Here is a 15,844-nt window from a genome sequence, read left to right on the forward strand (position 1 = left end):
GAACCTATCAACAGGCCGGGTGGATCGGTCGATATCGTGCCCACCACACCCCGAGTTCCTCGACCGGCATCGGCCGGGCGTGGAACCAGCCCTGCGCCGCGTGACACCCCACCTCGGCCAGCGCCCGCCAGGTCCGCTCGTCCTCGACGCCCTCGGCCACCACCCGCAGCCCCAGCGCCGCGGCCAGCCCGATCACCGACCGCACGATCGCGGCGTCGCTGTGATCGCCGACCATGCCGAGCACGAACGACCGGTCGATCTTCACCTCGGACAGCGGCAACCTCCGCAGATGTTGCAGCGACGAGTACCCGGTCCCGAAGTCGTCCAGGCTGATCGCCACCCCCATGCGGTCGAGCCGGGTGATCGTCTCGACCACCCGGTGGGGATCGGCCATCAACGCGCTCTCGGTTATCTCCAGCTGCAACATCCCGGCCGGCACCCCGGCCGCGGCCAGCAGCGCCGAGATCTGATCGGCGATGTCACCGGCGTGCAGGTCGCGCACGCTGACGTTGACCGAGGCGCGGATGTCCCGCCCGGCCGCACGCCACACCCCGAGCTGGGCGATGACTTCCCGCAGCACCCGGGCGGTGAGCATCCGCATGACCGGCGTCTGTTCGGCCACCCGCAACAGCTCTTCCGGCCCGACCAGCCCGCGTGTCGGATGCCGCCACCGCAGCAACGCTTCGACCCCGACCACCTCGCCGGTGGCGATGGCGATCTGCGGCTGGTAGAAGAGCGTGATCCCGTCCGACCCGCGGTCCTCCAGCAACGCCCGCCGCAGGTCGGCGAGCAGGGTCAGCCGGTCCGGCGAGCAGTGGGCGGCGTCCGGCCCGTAGACCGCGACCTGGTCGCCCCGCTGCTTGGCGTCGTACATGGCGGCCTCGGCCTGCCGGAGCAGCGCCGCGCCGTCGGATCCGCGTTCGTTCTGCACGGCGATGCCGATCGACGCGCTGACGTCGACCGTGGTGCCGCCCAGCAGGAACGGCCGGCCCAGCGCCTCGCCGAGATGCCCGGCGATGCGGCAGGCCGCGGCCGGACCGTCGACCCGGGTGGCCAGCACCGCGAACTCGTCCCCGCCGAGGCGGACGACCAGGTCGTGGGGCGGGACGGCGGCGGCGAGGCGGCGGGCCACCTCGATCAGGAGGCGGTCGCCGAGGGCGTGGCCGAGGGCGTCGTTGACCGTACGGAAGCGGTCGATGTCCAGCAGCAGCAACGCGAGCTGGCGTTCGGGGCGGTGCAGGCCGCGCCCGAGCCCACGCTCCACGACCGACGCCTGCAGGGCCCGGCGGTTCGGCAGGCCGGTCAGCGCGTCGACCCGGCCGGCCCGCTCGGACTCGCCGGTCGACCGCACCATGCGATGGACGGCGAGCAGGGCCAGAAGCACCAGGGGTACGAGAGCCGGCCCGCCCGTGGCGGCCGCCAGCACCACCGGCCCGAGCAGCAGCAGCGCCGCCGTGGCGAACAGCTCGACGTGCCGGACGCGGCGCGGGCCGGGCGCGGACCGCCAGCGGGCGACGAACGCGGCCAGCCCGAGCCGGGCAGCCATCCAGGCGGCCGCCGCGCCGACCGTGACCAGCGCGTCGTCCCAGCCGGGGTCGCCGCCGGGGTGCAGGCCGGTGACCCTCGCGACGACGGCCACCGCGGCCAGGGCGACGCCGTGCTGGACGATCAGGTGGACGGTCCGCCGGAGCGGGCGGCGCATCCGGCTCGCCGCGACGGTGACCGCGGCGATCTCGGCGGCCAGCGCCGGGACGATGCCCCAGGCCAGGGTGATCGCGAAGGTGAAGCAGATGGACGGCAGGATGATCGAGCTGGAGCGGCGATCGGCGACCAGGTAGGGCCGCACGTTCACGGCGACCGCGAGCACGGCCATCACCCAGTACGCGGAGGGCAGCCCGGCCGGCCCGGAGACCGCCCACAGCAGGAACTCGGCGCCGGCCACCAGAACGTAGAGCACCGCCCGGGAGGAGGGCCGCCGCCGACGCCGTGAAGTCGTACCCGTCACCAGGGCGGCGGGCACCGCGCGGCGTAGCTGTGCGGTCTCCATGCGACCTCCACGGTGGCGTCGACCGGCCGATGCTCCTCACGATAGGCGTGGGCCGACATATCTACGCGAAACAGACTCGCCAGATATCAAATCGAGAAGGGCCGCCGAACGCGCTACGGCCGGAGAATCACTCGTCCGTGGCGATCTCGGCGACCGCCCGGGCCGCCTCCGGCCCCTCGGACAGCAGCACCGCGAAGGCGTCGTCGTCGAGCACCGGCACCTTCAGCTGGAGCGCCTTGTCGTACTTGCTGCCGGGGTTGTCGCCGACCACCACGAAGGACGTCTTCTTCGACACCGAGCCACTCACCTTGCCGCCGCGTGAGGTGACCGCCTCGGTGGCGGCGTCGCGCGAGAAGGACGCCAGCGTGCCGGTCACCACGAGGGTCAGGCCGGCCAACGGTTTCGGGCCGTCGTCGCTCTGCTCGTCGCGCATCCGCACGCCGGCCTCGCGCCACTTGCGGACGATGTCGCGGTGCCAGTCGACGGTGAACCACTCGCGCAGGCTGACCCCGATCGTCGGGCCCACGCCGTCGACCTCGGACAGCTTCTCGGCGCCCTCGTCGGACGAGACGGCCGCCTCGATCGCTTCCATCGACCCGAATTCCCGGGCCAGGGCCTGCGCCGCGGTCGGGCCGACGTGTCGGATGGACAGCGCGACCAGCACCCGCCACAGCGGCCGGCCCTTGACCTCCTCGAGGTTCTCCAGCAGCTTCGTCGCGTTGCTGCCCAGGCTGCCGTCCTTGTTGACGAAGAACGGCGAGCGCATCAGGTCGTCGGCGGTCAGCGCGAACAGGTCGCCCTCGTCGGTGATGATGTGCTCGTCGAGCAGCGCCTGGGCCGCCTTGTAGCCGAGCACCTCGATGTCGAACGCGCCCCGGCCGGCCAGGTGGAACACCCGCTCGCGCAACTGGGCCGGGCAGGACCGGCTGTTGGGGCAGCGGATGTCGATGTCGCTCTCCTTGGCCGGAGCGAGCGTCGTGCCGCAGGCCGGGCACTCGGTCGGCATCACGAACTGGCGCGCGTCGTCGGGCCGCAGGTCGATGACCGGCCCGAGCACCTCGGGGATCACGTCACCGGCCTTGCGCAGCACCACGGTGTCGCCGATCCAGACGCCCTTGCGCTCGACCTCGCGCGCGTTGTGCAGCGTGGCCAGGCCGACCGTGGAACCGGCCACCTTCACCGGCTCGAGCACCGCGAACGGGGTGACCCGGCCGGTGCGTCCGACGTTGACCTGGATGTCGAGCAGCTTGGTGGTGACCTCTTCGGGCGGGTACTTGAAGGCGATCGCCCAGCGCGGCGCCCGGCTGGTCGAGCCGAGCCGGCCCTGGATCGAGACCGGGTCGACCTTGATCACCACGCCGTCGATCTCGTGTTCGACGTCGTGCCGGTGTTCGCGGTAGTAGTCGATGTAGTCGCGGACCCCGGGCATGCCGTCGACCAGCTTCCACCGCTCGCTGGTCGGCAGCCCCCACGACTTCAGTGCTTCGTACCCATGGGACTGGGAATCGGGGGTGAAGCCCTTACGCGCGCCGATGCCGTGCACCACCATGCGCAACCCGCGGGAGGCGGTGACCCGCGGGTCTTTCTGGCGGAGGCTGCCCGCCGCCGCGTTGCGCGGGTTGGCGAACGGCGCCTTGCCCTGCTCGACCAGGAGTGCGTTGAGGTCGGCGAAGGCGGACGCCGGGAAGTAGATCTCGCCGCGCACCTCGAGCAGCTCGGGCGGGTCGTCGTCGGTCAGCCGCTCGGGGATCTCGCGGATCGTGCGGACGTTGGAGGTCACGTCTTCCCCGGTGCGCCCGTCGCCGCGGGTGGCCCCGCGGACCAGCTTGCCCTTCTCGTAGGTCAGGTTGATGGCCAGCCCGTCAACCTTGAGCTCGCAGATGAACGGCACCGGGCCGCCCGCGTCACGGACGGTGCGGTCGGACCACGCCTGGAGCTCGTCGATGTCGAAGACGTTGTCCAGCGACATCATCCGCTCGGCGTGCTCGACCGGGGTGAAGAGCGTGGAGAACGTGCCGCCGACCCGTTGCGTCGGCGACTCGGGCGTACGCAACGAGGGGTATTTCTGCTCGATCGCCTCGAGCTCTTTCAGCTTCCGGTCGAACTCGGCGTCGGCGATGGTCGGCGAGTCAAGCACGTAATAGCGGTACTGATGACCGAGCAACTCCTCGGCCAGCTCGGCGTGGGCCGTGCTCACCTCGGCCGACGGTTCCGCGATCTCGTTGGGCACCCTGACCTCCGTGTTTCGTGCTTGGAGGCCAATTTAGTACCCACCCCTGACAGTTTCGGGGAGCTACGCCTCGACCAGACGGCGGCCGGCCTCACGACAGGCTTTCAGGGCGGCGCGGACAAAATCGGGGGACGCTCCGGCCAGGCCGCAGGCCGGGGTGACCACCACCTGGGCCGGCAGCGTGGCCGCCGGGAAGCCGAGCCGCTTCCACAGCCTGGCCACCCGATCGGCGACCTGCTTGCCGGTCGGCGGGGCGTCGCTCAGCCCGAAGGCCCCGGCGAACAGGCCCAGCCCGGCCTCCAGAGCCTCGCCCAGCGGGTCGAGATCTTTCAGCAGCGACAGATCGAGGCTCACGGCCGCCGCACCGGAGTCGCGCACCACCTGAAGAGGAACGTCCGGCCCGCACGAGTGCACCACCACGGGCACACCCACGGCCTCGATCACGCCGCGCAGCGCCGTGGCCGCGTCGGCGGGATCGACCGCCCGGTAGGCGCTCAGCCCGCTCTCGGTCGGCACCTGCCCGGCCAGCACCGCGGTCAGCGACGGCTCGTCCAGCTGCAACAGCACCCGCGCCCGGGGCAGCCGCTTGCGCACCTCGTCGACATGCCGGCGCAGGCCCTCGGCGAGCGACGCGCCGAGATCGCGCACCGCGCCCGGGTCGCGCAGCAGCCGCCCGCCGATCGGCAGGTCGACGCTCGCGGCCAGGGTCCACGGGCCGGCCGCCTGGAGCTTGACCGTCCCGGCGTACCCCGCGCCCTGCTCGGTCAACTGGTCGAGGTCGCGTTCCCGCAGGTCGGCGGTGGTGCGAAGGTCGCGCCCGGGACGGGGAGCCACCTGCCAGCGCCCGACGTAGACCTGCACCGGCAGATCGGCGAGCAGGCCCGCGCTCCGGCCGATCATGTCCGCGCCCGGCCCGCGCGCCGGCAACTCGGCCAGGTGGGGCAGGTCGGGCAGCTCACCGAAGATCAGGCGCTGGGCCTCGGCGATGTCGGTGCCGGGCAGCGAGCCGATCCCGGTGGCGGCGCCGACCGGCCACGGGAACTCCGGCCGGTCAGGCACCGGCGTCGGCCGACTCGATGGTGGCCGACCCGAGGACGATGTCGCCCGCCGGGTCCTTCCGGTAGGCCACCAGGGCCTGGCCCGGGGCGATGCCGCGGGCGGGAGTGCGCAGTTCGGCGGTCAGCATGGTGTCCTCGATCGTCACGACGCCCGGCACGACCTCGCCGTGCGCACGCATCTGGATGTCACATTCGACCGGCGAGGACGCGGCGCCGTGCCAGATCGGCCTGGTCGCCATGACCCGCGAGACCTCCAGCGCCGACCGCGGCCCGACCGTCACGGTGTTGGTGACCGGGGTGATCGACAACACGTAGCGCGGCTGCCCGTCCGCCGCCGGCACGCGCAGGTCGAGACCCTTGCGCTGACCGATGGTGTACGCGTAAGCGCCCTGGTGCTGCCCGAGCGTCGCCCCGGTGGCCGCGTCGACGATGTCGCCCGGCGCCTCGCCCAGCCGGTCGCGCAGGAAGCCCCGGGTGTCGCCGTCCGCGATGAAACAGATGTCGTGCGAATCCGGTTTCTCGGCCACGGCCAGCCCGCGCTCGGCCGCCTCGGCGCGCACCTGCTCCTTGGTCGAGTCGCCGAGCGGGAAGACCGACCGCGACAACTGCTCGCCGGTCAGCACGGCCAGCACGTACGACTGGTCCTTGGCCTGGTCGACGCTGCGCCGCAGCCGGCCGTCGGCGCCCAGCCGCGCGTGGTGGCCGGTCACCACCGCGTCGAAGCCCAGCGCGACGGCCCGGTCGAGCACCGCCTCGAACTTGATCTTCTCGTTGCAGCGCAGGCAGGGATTGGGGGTACGCCCGGCCGCGTATTCCGCCACGAAGTCGTCGACCACGCTGTCGTGGAACTGCTCGGCCATGTCCCACACGTAGAACGGGATGCCGATCACGTCGGCGGCCCGGCGCGCGTCGCGGGAGTCTTCCAGCGTGCAGCAGCCGCGGGCGCCGGTGCGGTAGGTCTGTGGGTTACGGGACAACGCCAGATGGACGCCCGTGACATCGTGGCCCGCATCGGCCGCGCGCGCGGCCGCGACCGCGGAGTCCACCCCGCCCGACATCGCCGCAAGAACCCGCATGATGACAAGCGTAACCGTGTCAACGGAACGGACCACTCACCGCCTCGGAGAGACGTGACGCAGGCGATGACGGCCGAGGAAGCCCCTCCGGCCACCTTCGAGGAGTACGCGGCGGCTCGGGGCGCCGCGCTGCTCCGGTTCGCCACGCTGCTCACCGGGGACCGGCACCGCGCCGAGGACCTGGTGCAGGAAGCGCTGGCCAAGGCCTATCTGAAGTGGGACCGGATCCGCCGGACCGACCAACCCGACGTGTACGTGCGCCGCGTGCTGGTCAACGCCTCGCGCGCGTGGTGGCGCCGGCGCAGCAGCCACGAGGTGCCGACCGACATCCGGCCGGACCGGCCCGGGCCGCAGGACACGGCCGGCGCGGTGGTGGAACGGGACCACATGCGGCGCCTGATCGCCCGGCTGCCTCCGAAGCAACGGACCGTGCTGGTCCTGCGCTACTACGAGGATCTCGACGACGGCACGATCGCGGCGATCCTGGGCTGCCGCGAGGTGACCGTACGCACGCACGCCATGCGCGGCCTCCAGGCGCTGCGCGACCGCTACCCCATCGCCGACGGGAGGGACCGACCGTGACCGACATCGAGAACAAGCTCCGCGACACGTTGCACGCCGACGCCGGGGAGGTGCCGGTTCCGGGCGACCTGACCGGGCGGGCGGTGCTCCGGGCCGGCCGGATCCGCCGCAACCGCCGGATCGCCGCCGCCGCCGGAACCGCGGTGATGGTGCTGGGCGCGCTGCTGGCGGTCCCGCTGCTCCGGCCGCCGGCCGCGCCGCCACACCAGGCGGCCGGCCCGCTCGGAGGCGACGTGCACTTCGACATCGACGAGAAGGCGGCCGGGGCCGAGGTCGACTACGTGTACACCGGCCAGGGCGTGGAGCTGCTCTCGATGAGCCTGAGTCGGGCCGAGACGACCCTCAGCGTCTACCTCTCCGACAATCAGGCCGCCCTGGAGAAGGCGCTGGCCGGCGATGAGATCGGCCGCTCGAAGTACGTCACCCCGGTCCCGGGCACGAGCGATCAGCCGGCCACCGTCGGCGGGCGCCCGGCCACCCTGCGACGCTGGACCGATCCGGCCGAGAGCGGCGGCTACCTGCTCCGCTGGCGGCTGAAGGACGGCCGGTACGGCCTCGTGCTGTCAGCCGGCACCGACATCGGCGCCCCGATCGCCGCGGCCGAGGCGGTGATCCCGGACGGCACGCGGGAGTGCCGGGTCGCGTTCCGCGCGTCCTACATCCCGGCCGGCTACGAGTACGTCAGCTGCAACTTCTCGTTCACCGGGAACCCGCCACGGACGGTCCGCTCCAAGGTGATCTGGCGCAAGGACGGGAAGGACCTCGTGGTGGTCGCCGACGCGGGCATGCCCGCCCGGCGGGAGGAGCCGAACATCACAGTCGCCGGTGGGCCGGCGTACTGGGCGTCGGTGGCGAAACCCAGCCCGCCGCGGCAGCCCGGCGATCCAGGCCTCCGCCGGCTGTCCCAGGACCTGCTCATGGTCCCCGACCTGGCGGGATACTCGGTGTCGGTGGTGGGCGCGGCCCAGCCGGACGCGATCGGCATCGTCGAGGGGCTGACCTTCGGCGGCAAGCCGCTCGAGCCCGGGACCTGGCCCCGGTGAAAGCGTGCGGGCGTCGTCGCGAGGCGTAGGCATAAGCTGTCTTGTTGATGGCCTACCTGGATCACGCGGCGACCACACCGATGCTTCCCGAGGCGCTCGACGCGTATGTCGCAGCGGCCCGGCAGGTCGGTAATGCGTCGTCCCTGCACGCCGCCGGCCGGGGCGCCCGCCGGCTGGTCGAGGAGTCCCGCGAGCGGATCGCCGCGGTGCTCGGCGCCCGCCCCTCCGAGGTGGTCTTCACCAGCGGCGGGACCGAGAGCGACAACCTGGCGACCAAGGGCCTGTTCTGGGCCCGCCGCGACGCCGACCCCGGCCTGGGCCGGGTGGTCGCCTCCGCGGTCGAGCACCACGCGGTGATGGACGCGGTCGACTGGCTGGGCGCCCACGAGGACGCCGACCCGACCTGGCTGCCGGTCGACGCGGCCGGCCGGGTCGACCCGGCGGCGCTGGCCGCGCTGGTCGACGAGCACGACGACATCGCCGTGATCAGCGTCCAGTGGGCCAACAACGAGGTCGGCACCATCCAGCCGATCGCCGAGCTGGCCGCGGTCGCGGCGCGGGCCGGCGTCCCGTTCCACACCGACGCGGTGCAGGCGGTCGGCCAGATCCCGGTCGACTTCGCGGCCAGCGGCGCGGCCGCCCTCACCCTGACCGGCCACAAGCTGGGCGGCCCGGTCGGGGTCGGCGCCCTGTTGCTGGGCCGTGATGTCGCCTGCACCCCGATCCTGCACGGCGGTGGCCAGGAACGCGACGTGCGTTCCGGCACCCTCGACACGGCCGGCGTGGCCGCCTTCGCGGTGGCGGTGGAGACCGCGGTGAAGGGCCAGGCCGAGTACGCCGCCCGCGTCGGCGCCCTCCGCGACGATCTGGTCACCCGCATCGTCGAGGCCTTGCCCGACGCCATCTACAACGGCGACCCGGCCGACCGCCTGGCCGGCAACGCCCACTTCTCGTTCCCCGGCTGCGAGGGCGACGCCCTCCTGCTGCTGCTCGACGCCCAGGGCATCGCCTGCTCGACCGGCTCGGCCTGCTCGGCCGGCGTCGCCCAGCCCTCCCACGTCCTGCTGGCCATGGGCGCCGACGACGACCGCGCCCGTTCGTCCCTCCGCTTCACCCTCGGCCACACCTCCACCCGCGACGACGTCGACGCCCTGCTCGCCGCCCTCCCCGGCGCCGTCGAACGCTCCCGCCGCGCCACCGCCTGGAAGAGCCGCTGACGCGGTGGTAGCTCTGAGCGGTATCCGGGGCCCGGATACCGCTCAGAGCTACCACTGCGGACACGGACGGCCCGGCGGAATTCCGCCGGGCCGTCCTGCGAACGTGGTTCTACTTGCGCTTGCGGATCTCTTCGTCGGCCTGCGGGACCACCTTGAAGAGGTCGCCGACCACGCCGAAGTCGGCCAGCTCGAAGATCGGCGCCTCGGGGTCCTTGTTGACCGCGACGATCGTCTTCGAGGTCTGCATGCCGGCCCGGTGCTGGATCGCGCCGGAGATGCCCAGCGCCACGTAGAGCTGCGGGGACACCGTTTTGCCGGTCTGGCCGACCTGGAACTGGTGTGGGTAGTAGCCGGAGTCGACGGCCGCGCGGGAGGCGCCGACCGCGGCGCCGAGCAGGTCGGCCATCTCTTCGACGAGCTTGAAGTTGTCGGCGTTGCCGACGCCGCGGCCGCCGGAGACCACGATGGACGCCTCGGAGAGGTCGGGGCGGGAGCCCTTCTGCTCGGCGACCCGCTCGACCACCTTGGTCAGCTTGTCCTTCTCGCCGACCTCGACGGTGAGCTGCTCGACCGTGGCCGGGGCGGGCTGGGGCGCCGGGGTGACCGAGTTGGGCCGGATGGTGACAATCGGGAGACCCCGCTTCACCTTGGCCTGCACGATCGTCGAGCCGGCGAACACCACCTGGGTCGCGGTGCCGTCCGCGGCCAGCTCGACCGCGTCGGTGAGCAGCCCGTTGTCCAGCTTGACGGCAAGCCGGGCGGCGATCTCCTTGCCCTCCTGGGTCGAGCCGAGCAGCACCGCGGCCGGCGAGACCCGCTTCACCAGGTCGGCCAGCACGGTGGCCTTGGGCGCGACCAGGTAGCCGTCGATGTCGTCGCCCTCGGCGGCGTAGACCTTGGCCGCCCCGTACTCACCGAGCTTCTCGGCGAAGGACGAAGCCGCGCCGGCTCCGCCGAACACGACGGCCGACACCTCGCCCAGGGTTCGGGCGATGGTGAGCATCTCGAGCGTGACCTTCTTGACGCCGGCGGCCTGCGAGGCCTCGACGACGACCAGTACTTCAGCCATTACGACAGCCTCTCTCAGACGAACTTCTCGGACGCGAGGTACTCGACCAGCTGCCGGCCGCCCGTACCCTCGTCGGTGATCGTGGTTCCGGAGGACCGCGGCGGGCGCTTGGCCGCCGAGACCACCTCGGAGGTCGCCCCGGCGAAGCCGACCTCGTCGGCCGCGACGCCCAGGTCGCTCAGCGACAGCGTCTGCACCGGCTTCTTCTTCGCGGCCATGATGCCCTTGAAGGACGGGTACCGCGGCTCGTTGATGGTGTCCCAGACGCTGACGATGGCCGGCGTGGCGGCCGAGACGACCTCGTAGCCCTCGTCGGTCTGCCGCTCGGCGGTCAGGGTGTCGCCGTCCACGGTGAGCTTGCGGGCGCCGGTCAGCGCGGCCAGGCCGAGGCGCTCGGCCAGCATGTGGGGCATGACCTGGACGCGGCCGTCGGTCGACTCGGCGCCACAGATGATCAGGTCGGCCGAGAGCGTGCCGAGGGCGGCGGCGAGGACCTTGGAGGTGGCGACCGCGCAGGAGCCGTGCAGCGCGTCGTCCTGGACGTGCACCGCCTTGTCCGGGCCCATGGACAGCGCTTTGCGGATCGACTCGGTGGCGGTGTCCGGACCCATGGTCAGGATGGTCACCTCGCCACCGTGCGCCTCCTTGATCTTCAGCGCCTCCTCGATGGCGTACTCGTCCATCTCGTTGATGACGTTCCCGGAGCCGCGCTCGACCGTGTTGTCGGTGGCGCTCAGCGAACGTTCGGCGCCGGAGTCGGGCACCTGCTTGACCAGTACGACGATGTTCATCGCGCTTCGACAACCCTCCTGTAGTAAATGCCCAGTCCCACATTCGCCTCGCGAGGTCCCGCCCCACAAGCGAATGTGGGGGCAGGCATCAGCCACTCGAAGGTTACCCGCCAGTAGCATGTGCGGGACGGGGACCGGGAGTGAAAAAACTCTCGACCCATCCTCTACCACGTCCCGGCAACGCCCGGGGCGGGCCTGGTTCACCTCGGGGGTCGATAATCAGCCGGTGATCGGCGACCTGCGACAGTGGTTCGACCCCGACCGGGCGGAAGGGGTGGGCGAGCCGCCCGACTACCGCTTCTCGCTGGCCAACGAACGCACCTTCCTGGCCTGGATCCGGACCGGCCTGGCGCTGATCGCCGGCGGCCTGGCCTGCGCGCAGTTCCTGCCGCCGCTGGCCATCGCCCACCTGCGCGAGGCCATCGCGGTGCTGCTGCTGGTGCTCGGCGGCCTGGTCGCGTTGCGCGCGGTCGACCACTGGGCCCGCACCGAACGGGCCATGCGGCTCAAGCAGGATCTGCCGCGTACGCGGTTCCCGGCGATCCTGGCCATCGTCGTCGCGTTCGGCGCCGCGATCCTGGTGATCACCGTGCTGATGCGCGGCTTCTGATGCTGGACGACGTCGGGGCCTCGGCCGCCCGCACCCGGCTGGCCTGGCGGCGGACGGCGATGACCGGCACCGTCGCGGCCCTGCTGGCGCTGCGGCCCGCCTTCGCCGACCCCGGGCCGTGGCAGCTGCTGGCGGCGAGCGCGGCGATGGCCGGTTGCGCGGGGCTGATCGCTCTCGCGTACCGCCGCAAAAGGGGTCTGATCCGGCACCCACCACAACCGGGCCGCCGGACCGTGGTGGCCTGCGCGCTGCTGACGGTGGGGCTCGCGGTCATCGGTGGACTGGTTGTCACCCTCTGACCCATGCCGTTCCCAGGTTGGCGCGTCATCATTGCGTCATGGTCCGGTTGTTCGTCTTTCTCGCGGCCGCGCAGCTCGTGCTGCTGGTGCTCGCGCTGATCAGCTGCCTCGCGGCCGACCGCGTTCGTAACCTGCCCCGCGCGCTGTGGGTCCTGGTGGTCCTGTTCGTGCCCCTGATCGGGCCGATGGCCTACTACCTGTGGGGCCGGCCGGTCGCCGCGCACGGCGTGAACCCGTACCGGCCGCGGCCGGCCTCCCCCGACGACGACCCCGAGTTCCTGCGCTCGATGAACTCCGAGCAGGCCCGGCGCGATCGCGAGCTGCTCTCCCAGTGGGAACGCGACCTGCACGAGCCCGAGCCGGAACGCCCTCGCGACGAGGAACGCGAGCCCGACGGTCACCGCAACGCGAACGGCGACGACGCCCCCAAGGCGTAGGGCTCAGGCCAGGTTGGACGACCGGGGGTAGGCGTCGGCCGGGTCGGTCAGCACGTTGACCAGGTACGGAACATGTGCCGCGAACGCGCGGTCGAGAGCGGCGCCGATCTCGCCCGGCTTCTCGACGGTCTCGCCGGCGCCGCCCAGGGCCCGGACCACGTCGTCGTAGCGCAGGCCCGGCTGCAGGTCGGCGGCCACGTCGTAGCCGTACATCGCCTGCATGGGGTGTTTCTCGAGGCCCCAGATGCCGTTGTTGCCGACCACGATCACCACCGGGAGCTGCTGGCGGACCAGCGACTCGACGTCCATCAGGGAGAAGCCGGCCGCGCCGTCGCCCATCAGCACGCAGACCTGCTGGTCGGGGTAGGTGACCCGCGCCCCCATGGCGTAGCCCATGCCGGTGCCGAGGCAGCCGTACGGGCCCGGGTCGAGCCAGGTGCCGGGGCGGGCGGGCTCGAGGTAGCGGCCGGCGTACGAGACGAAGTCGCCACCGTCGCCGATGGTCACCGCGTCCTCGGCCAGCACCTTGCGCAGCTCGCCGTAGATGCGGGCGGGCTTGATCGGGTCGGTCTCGGCCGCCATCGCCTCGGCGTCCCGGGCCTTGCCGGCGTCCTCGGCCGTCCGCAGACCGGCGATCCACTCGGCGTGGTCGGCGTTTTTCTGAGCCAGGGCCGTGAGGATCTGAACCAGGTCACCGGCCGGGGAGACGGCGGTCGACACGTGCGACGCGCGCTGCGACGGGGCATCCACGATGTGGACGACCTGGGCGTCGAACTCGCCGAAGCCGAGCCGGAAGTCGAGCGGCGTGCCGATCACGACCACCACGTCGGCCTCGCTCAGGGCCGGGCGCCGGGCCTTGGCGAAGGCCAGCGGGTGGCCGGGCGGCAGCGCGCCGCGGCCCATGCCGTTGGTGAAGACCGGCACCCCCAGGGCCTCGGCCGCCGCGCGCAGGGCGTCGACCGCGCCGCCGGCCCAGACGTCGGAGCCGGCGATGATCACCGGACGCTCGGCCCCGGCGATCAGCGCGGCCGCCTTGGCCACGTCGTCGGGGTCGGCCTCGAGCGGGGCGATCGCGTTGGCCACCGGGGCCGCCGCGTCGTCCGAGGAGAAGAGCACTTCGAGGGGTACGTCGAGGAAGGCCGGCCCGCGGTGCGGTGTGAGGGCGGCGGTCAGGGCGGCGGACACCTCGCCCGGGATCGAGGCGGTGTCGGCGGCCGTGGCGGCGTACTTGGTGACCGGCGTGACCAGCGGCAGGTGGTCGATCTCCTGGAGGCTGCCCGAGCCCCAGCGGAAGGCGGGCGCCCGCCCGCCCATCACCAGCACCGGGGACGCGTTGAAGAAGGCGCTCGTCAGGCCGGAGATGCCGTTCGTGACGCCGGGGCCGGCGGTGAGCACGGCCAGGCCGGGCCGGCGCTGGAGCTTGGCCACCGCCTCGGCGGCGAACACCGCGGACTGCTCGTGGCGCACGTCGAAGATCGGGAAGCCGGCCTTGTGGGCGGCGTCGTACAGCGGGAAGACGTGGCCGCCGGAGAGCGTGAACATCTCCGTGACCCCGTACGCCCGCAGCATGGCCAGCGCCAGCTCGCCGCCGTGGCCCTCGATCGAATCCGCCATGCCGCACCCCTCAAGAAACGTCAGTCGTGAATCTCATTCACCTTATCCGCCGCGGATCAATCGCGCGATGTCGTAGAAGACCTGTTCGACGTCGTCGATGAACGGATCGCCGTTGCCGTAGCCGTAGGCCAGCGCCATCGCCAGCACCGGTGCGGTGATCAGCACGGCGATGCTCAGCAGGACCTGGAGGAACCGGACGAACTTCCGCAGGCCCCGCTTCTTCCGGACCGGCGGCCGCGGCGCCGGCGGCCGCTGACTCACCGGCGGCCGCTGACTCACCGGCGGGCGGGCCACCGTGCGCGGCGGCCGCGAATCGGAGAAGGGCTTCGTCGGCATCGGCGCCGGCGAGGACGGCCGGGAGACCGGCGGGACCGGCCGGGTGGCGGGCGGGACCGACGGCGGCGACGAGGTCGGAGTGATCAGCCCGAACGGCTCCTTGACCACGGTCGCGGCCGGGTCGGGGATCCACGGCATCGGCGCCGCGTCGGCCCACGGGTCGACCGCCGGCCTCAGCTCGCGGTTCGACTCGCCGCCGGACGGGCCGAAGTCGTACTGGCTGTAGTCGAAGGTGTCCGGCACCACGTCCGGGGGCGGGGGCGGGGGCCCGGGCGACGGCGACGGCCGCACGCCGTACCTGGGCATCTCCTCGGTCGGCCCCGGCGCCGCCGGCTCGCCGGCCAGCAGCGCCTCGTCGGCGAGCAGGCTGCCCTCGGCCACCACCATCTCGGGCTGCTCGATCGCCACCGGAGCCACCCCGATGGCCCGGTGCAGCAGCGTGGCCACCAGCGGGATCCGGCTCGCGCCGCCGACCAGGAACACCCCGGCCAGCCGCCCCTCGGCCAGCTGGGCCCAGTCGAGCAGCTCCTTGGTGACCCGCACGGTCTGGTCGATCAGCGGCCGGGCCAGCTTCTCGAGCTCGTCCCGGGTGATGTGCACCTCGTGGTTGAGCAGCGGCACCACCAGGTCGGCGGACTGGGCCCGGGACAGCCGTTCCTTGGCGATCCGCACGTCGTCCCAGAGCTGCCGCTGGGCCCGCCGCTCGGCCAGCGTCTCGGGCATCAGCAGCGGTCGCCAGCCGTCGTCCCCGGCGGCCAGGTGGTCGATCAGGGCGGCGTCGATGTCCAGGCCACCGACGTCGTCCCGCCCGTCCACGGCCAGCACCTCGAAACCCTCGGCGGTACGCGCGACGACGCTGGCGTCGAACGTTCCCGCCCCGAAGTCGTGCACCACCACGACCGACCCGATCGGCACGTCCCGCCCGAGCACGCCGGCGAAGTAGGTGGCCGCCGCCACCGGCTCGGCGACCAGCCGCGCGTCGTTCAGCCCGGCCATCGTGGCCGCCTCGGCCAGCAGCGTGCGCCGGGTCGCGCCCCACGACGCGGGGCAGGTCAGCGTGACCGAGGGCGGCACCGGACCGGCCGCGTTCCGCCACTCCTCGGCCACCCGGGAGAGCACCGCGGCGAACATCTCGACGGTGCGTACCTCACGGTCGCCGAGCAGCACCCGGTCTTCGTCGATGCGGCGTTTCGGGTTGGGCTCGAAGCGCGACGGGTCGATCCGGGCGCTGTAGACGGCGTCACGGCCGACCGAGAGCGGGCCGTCGGTCTCGGCGTAGACGGCCGAGGGCAGCAGCGGGGAGCCGTCGATCAGGAGCGGGCGGGCGCGGCCGTCCGGCCATTGCGCCACCGCGACCGTGTTGGACGTGCCGAAGTCCACGCCGAGGGCATGGCGGGGCCGACCCTGGTCGATGGACATGAAGGCGATTCTAGGG

Annotated in this window: 14 protein-coding genes; 6 read left to right on the forward strand and 8 right to left on the reverse strand. The window is 72.6% G+C overall.

The genetic code is table 11. The features are described 5' to 3' along the window. Nucleotides 1-7: 7 nt before the first annotated feature. From AB0M54_RS00400 to mnmA, 4 genes are all read right to left on the reverse strand, one after another. Entirely contained in the window at nucleotides 8-2,047 is a 2,040-nt protein-coding gene (locus AB0M54_RS00400; RefSeq protein ID WP_364315055.1) for a bifunctional diguanylate cyclase/phosphodiesterase, read from the reverse strand. Nucleotides 2,048-2,174: 127 nt separating this feature from the next. After that, nucleotides 2,175-4,277 carry an NAD-dependent DNA ligase LigA gene (gene ligA, locus AB0M54_RS00405; protein ID WP_364468308.1) on the reverse strand — a complete coding sequence of 701 codons (2,103 nt, stop codon included), beginning with the start codon at nucleotides 4,275-4,277 and terminating at the stop codon, nucleotides 2,175-2,177. A gap of 63 nt (nucleotides 4,278-4,340) precedes the next feature. Beyond that, complete coding sequence (locus AB0M54_RS00410) at nucleotides 4,341-5,336, reverse strand: methionine synthase (protein WP_364468310.1); 996 nt, start codon at nucleotides 5,334-5,336, stop codon at nucleotides 4,341-4,343. Further along, nucleotides 5,329-6,411, reverse strand: coding sequence for a tRNA 2-thiouridine(34) synthase MnmA (gene mnmA, locus AB0M54_RS00415; RefSeq protein ID WP_364468312.1), 1,083 nt, complete (start codon nucleotides 6,409-6,411; stop codon nucleotides 5,329-5,331). Before mnmA ends, AB0M54_RS00410 begins: the two co-directional genes overlap by 8 nt. Before the next feature lie 66 nt (nucleotides 6,412-6,477). On the opposite strand from mnmA, the gene AB0M54_RS00420 reads away from it, so the two are divergent. From AB0M54_RS00420 to AB0M54_RS00430, 3 genes are read left to right on the forward strand one after another with little or no spacing between them, the layout of a single operon-like run. Continuing rightward, on the forward strand, nucleotides 6,478-6,993 hold the full coding sequence (locus AB0M54_RS00420; RefSeq protein ID WP_364469156.1) for a SigE family RNA polymerase sigma factor: 516 nt from the start codon (nucleotides 6,478-6,480) through the stop codon (nucleotides 6,991-6,993). Then, complete coding sequence (locus AB0M54_RS00425) at nucleotides 6,990-8,036, forward strand: hypothetical protein (protein WP_364315043.1); 1,047 nt, start codon at nucleotides 6,990-6,992, stop codon at nucleotides 8,034-8,036. Before AB0M54_RS00420 ends, AB0M54_RS00425 begins: the two co-directional genes overlap by 4 nt. Before the next feature lie 47 nt (nucleotides 8,037-8,083). Next, a complete protein-coding gene (locus tag AB0M54_RS00430) occupies nucleotides 8,084-9,253 on the forward strand; it encodes a cysteine desulfurase family protein (protein ID WP_364315041.1) in 1,170 nt (389 codons plus the stop codon). A gap of 109 nt (nucleotides 9,254-9,362) precedes the next feature. Here the strand turns inward: AB0M54_RS00430 and AB0M54_RS00435 are convergent, their stop codons facing one another. Beyond that, the gene (locus tag AB0M54_RS00435) at nucleotides 9,363-10,322 is read right to left on the reverse strand and encodes an electron transfer flavoprotein subunit alpha/FixB family protein (protein ID WP_364315040.1); all 960 of its coding nucleotides are present in this window, start codon (nucleotides 10,320-10,322) and stop codon (nucleotides 9,363-9,365) included. 14 nt (nucleotides 10,323-10,336) lie between these two features. Then, nucleotides 10,337-11,113, reverse strand: coding sequence for an electron transfer flavoprotein subunit beta/FixA family protein (locus AB0M54_RS00440; RefSeq protein WP_364315037.1), 777 nt, complete (start codon nucleotides 11,111-11,113; stop codon nucleotides 10,337-10,339). A 226-nt stretch (nucleotides 11,114-11,339) separates the two neighbouring features. On the opposite strand from AB0M54_RS00440, the gene AB0M54_RS00445 reads away from it, so the two are divergent. Genes AB0M54_RS00445 through AB0M54_RS00455 form a run of 3 tightly spaced genes read left to right on the forward strand, consistent with a single transcriptional unit; the run spans nucleotide 11,340 to nucleotide 12,459 of the window. Beyond that, a complete protein-coding gene (locus AB0M54_RS00445) occupies nucleotides 11,340-11,723 on the forward strand; it encodes a DUF202 domain-containing protein (protein WP_364315034.1) in 384 nt (127 codons plus the stop codon). Next, complete coding sequence (locus AB0M54_RS00450) at nucleotides 11,723-12,022, forward strand: DUF202 domain-containing protein (RefSeq protein WP_364315032.1); 300 nt, start codon at nucleotides 11,723-11,725, stop codon at nucleotides 12,020-12,022. Before AB0M54_RS00445 ends, AB0M54_RS00450 begins: the two co-directional genes overlap by 1 nt. A gap of 38 nt (nucleotides 12,023-12,060) precedes the next feature. Next, nucleotides 12,061-12,459 (forward strand): PLD nuclease N-terminal domain-containing protein, encoded by a 399-nt coding sequence (locus AB0M54_RS00455; RefSeq protein ID WP_364315029.1) that lies wholly within the window; start codon nucleotides 12,061-12,063, stop codon nucleotides 12,457-12,459. 3 nt (nucleotides 12,460-12,462) lie between these two features. Here AB0M54_RS00455 and AB0M54_RS00460 read toward each other — a convergent pair whose 3' ends face one another. Continuing rightward, complete coding sequence (locus AB0M54_RS00460) at nucleotides 12,463-14,073, reverse strand: acetolactate synthase (RefSeq protein WP_364468314.1); 1,611 nt, start codon at nucleotides 14,071-14,073, stop codon at nucleotides 12,463-12,465. Between the two features lie 42 nt (nucleotides 14,074-14,115). Then, nucleotides 14,116-15,828: an Hsp70 family protein gene (locus AB0M54_RS00465; RefSeq protein WP_364315023.1), complete on the reverse strand. Its 1,713-nt coding sequence runs from the start codon at nucleotides 15,826-15,828 to the stop codon at nucleotides 14,116-14,118. Between the last annotated feature and the right edge of the window lie 16 nt (nucleotides 15,829-15,844).

The sequence above is a fragment of the Actinoplanes sp. NPDC051470 genome, assembly GCF_040682035.1.
GTDB lineage: Bacteria > Actinomycetota > Actinomycetes > Mycobacteriales > Micromonosporaceae > Actinoplanes.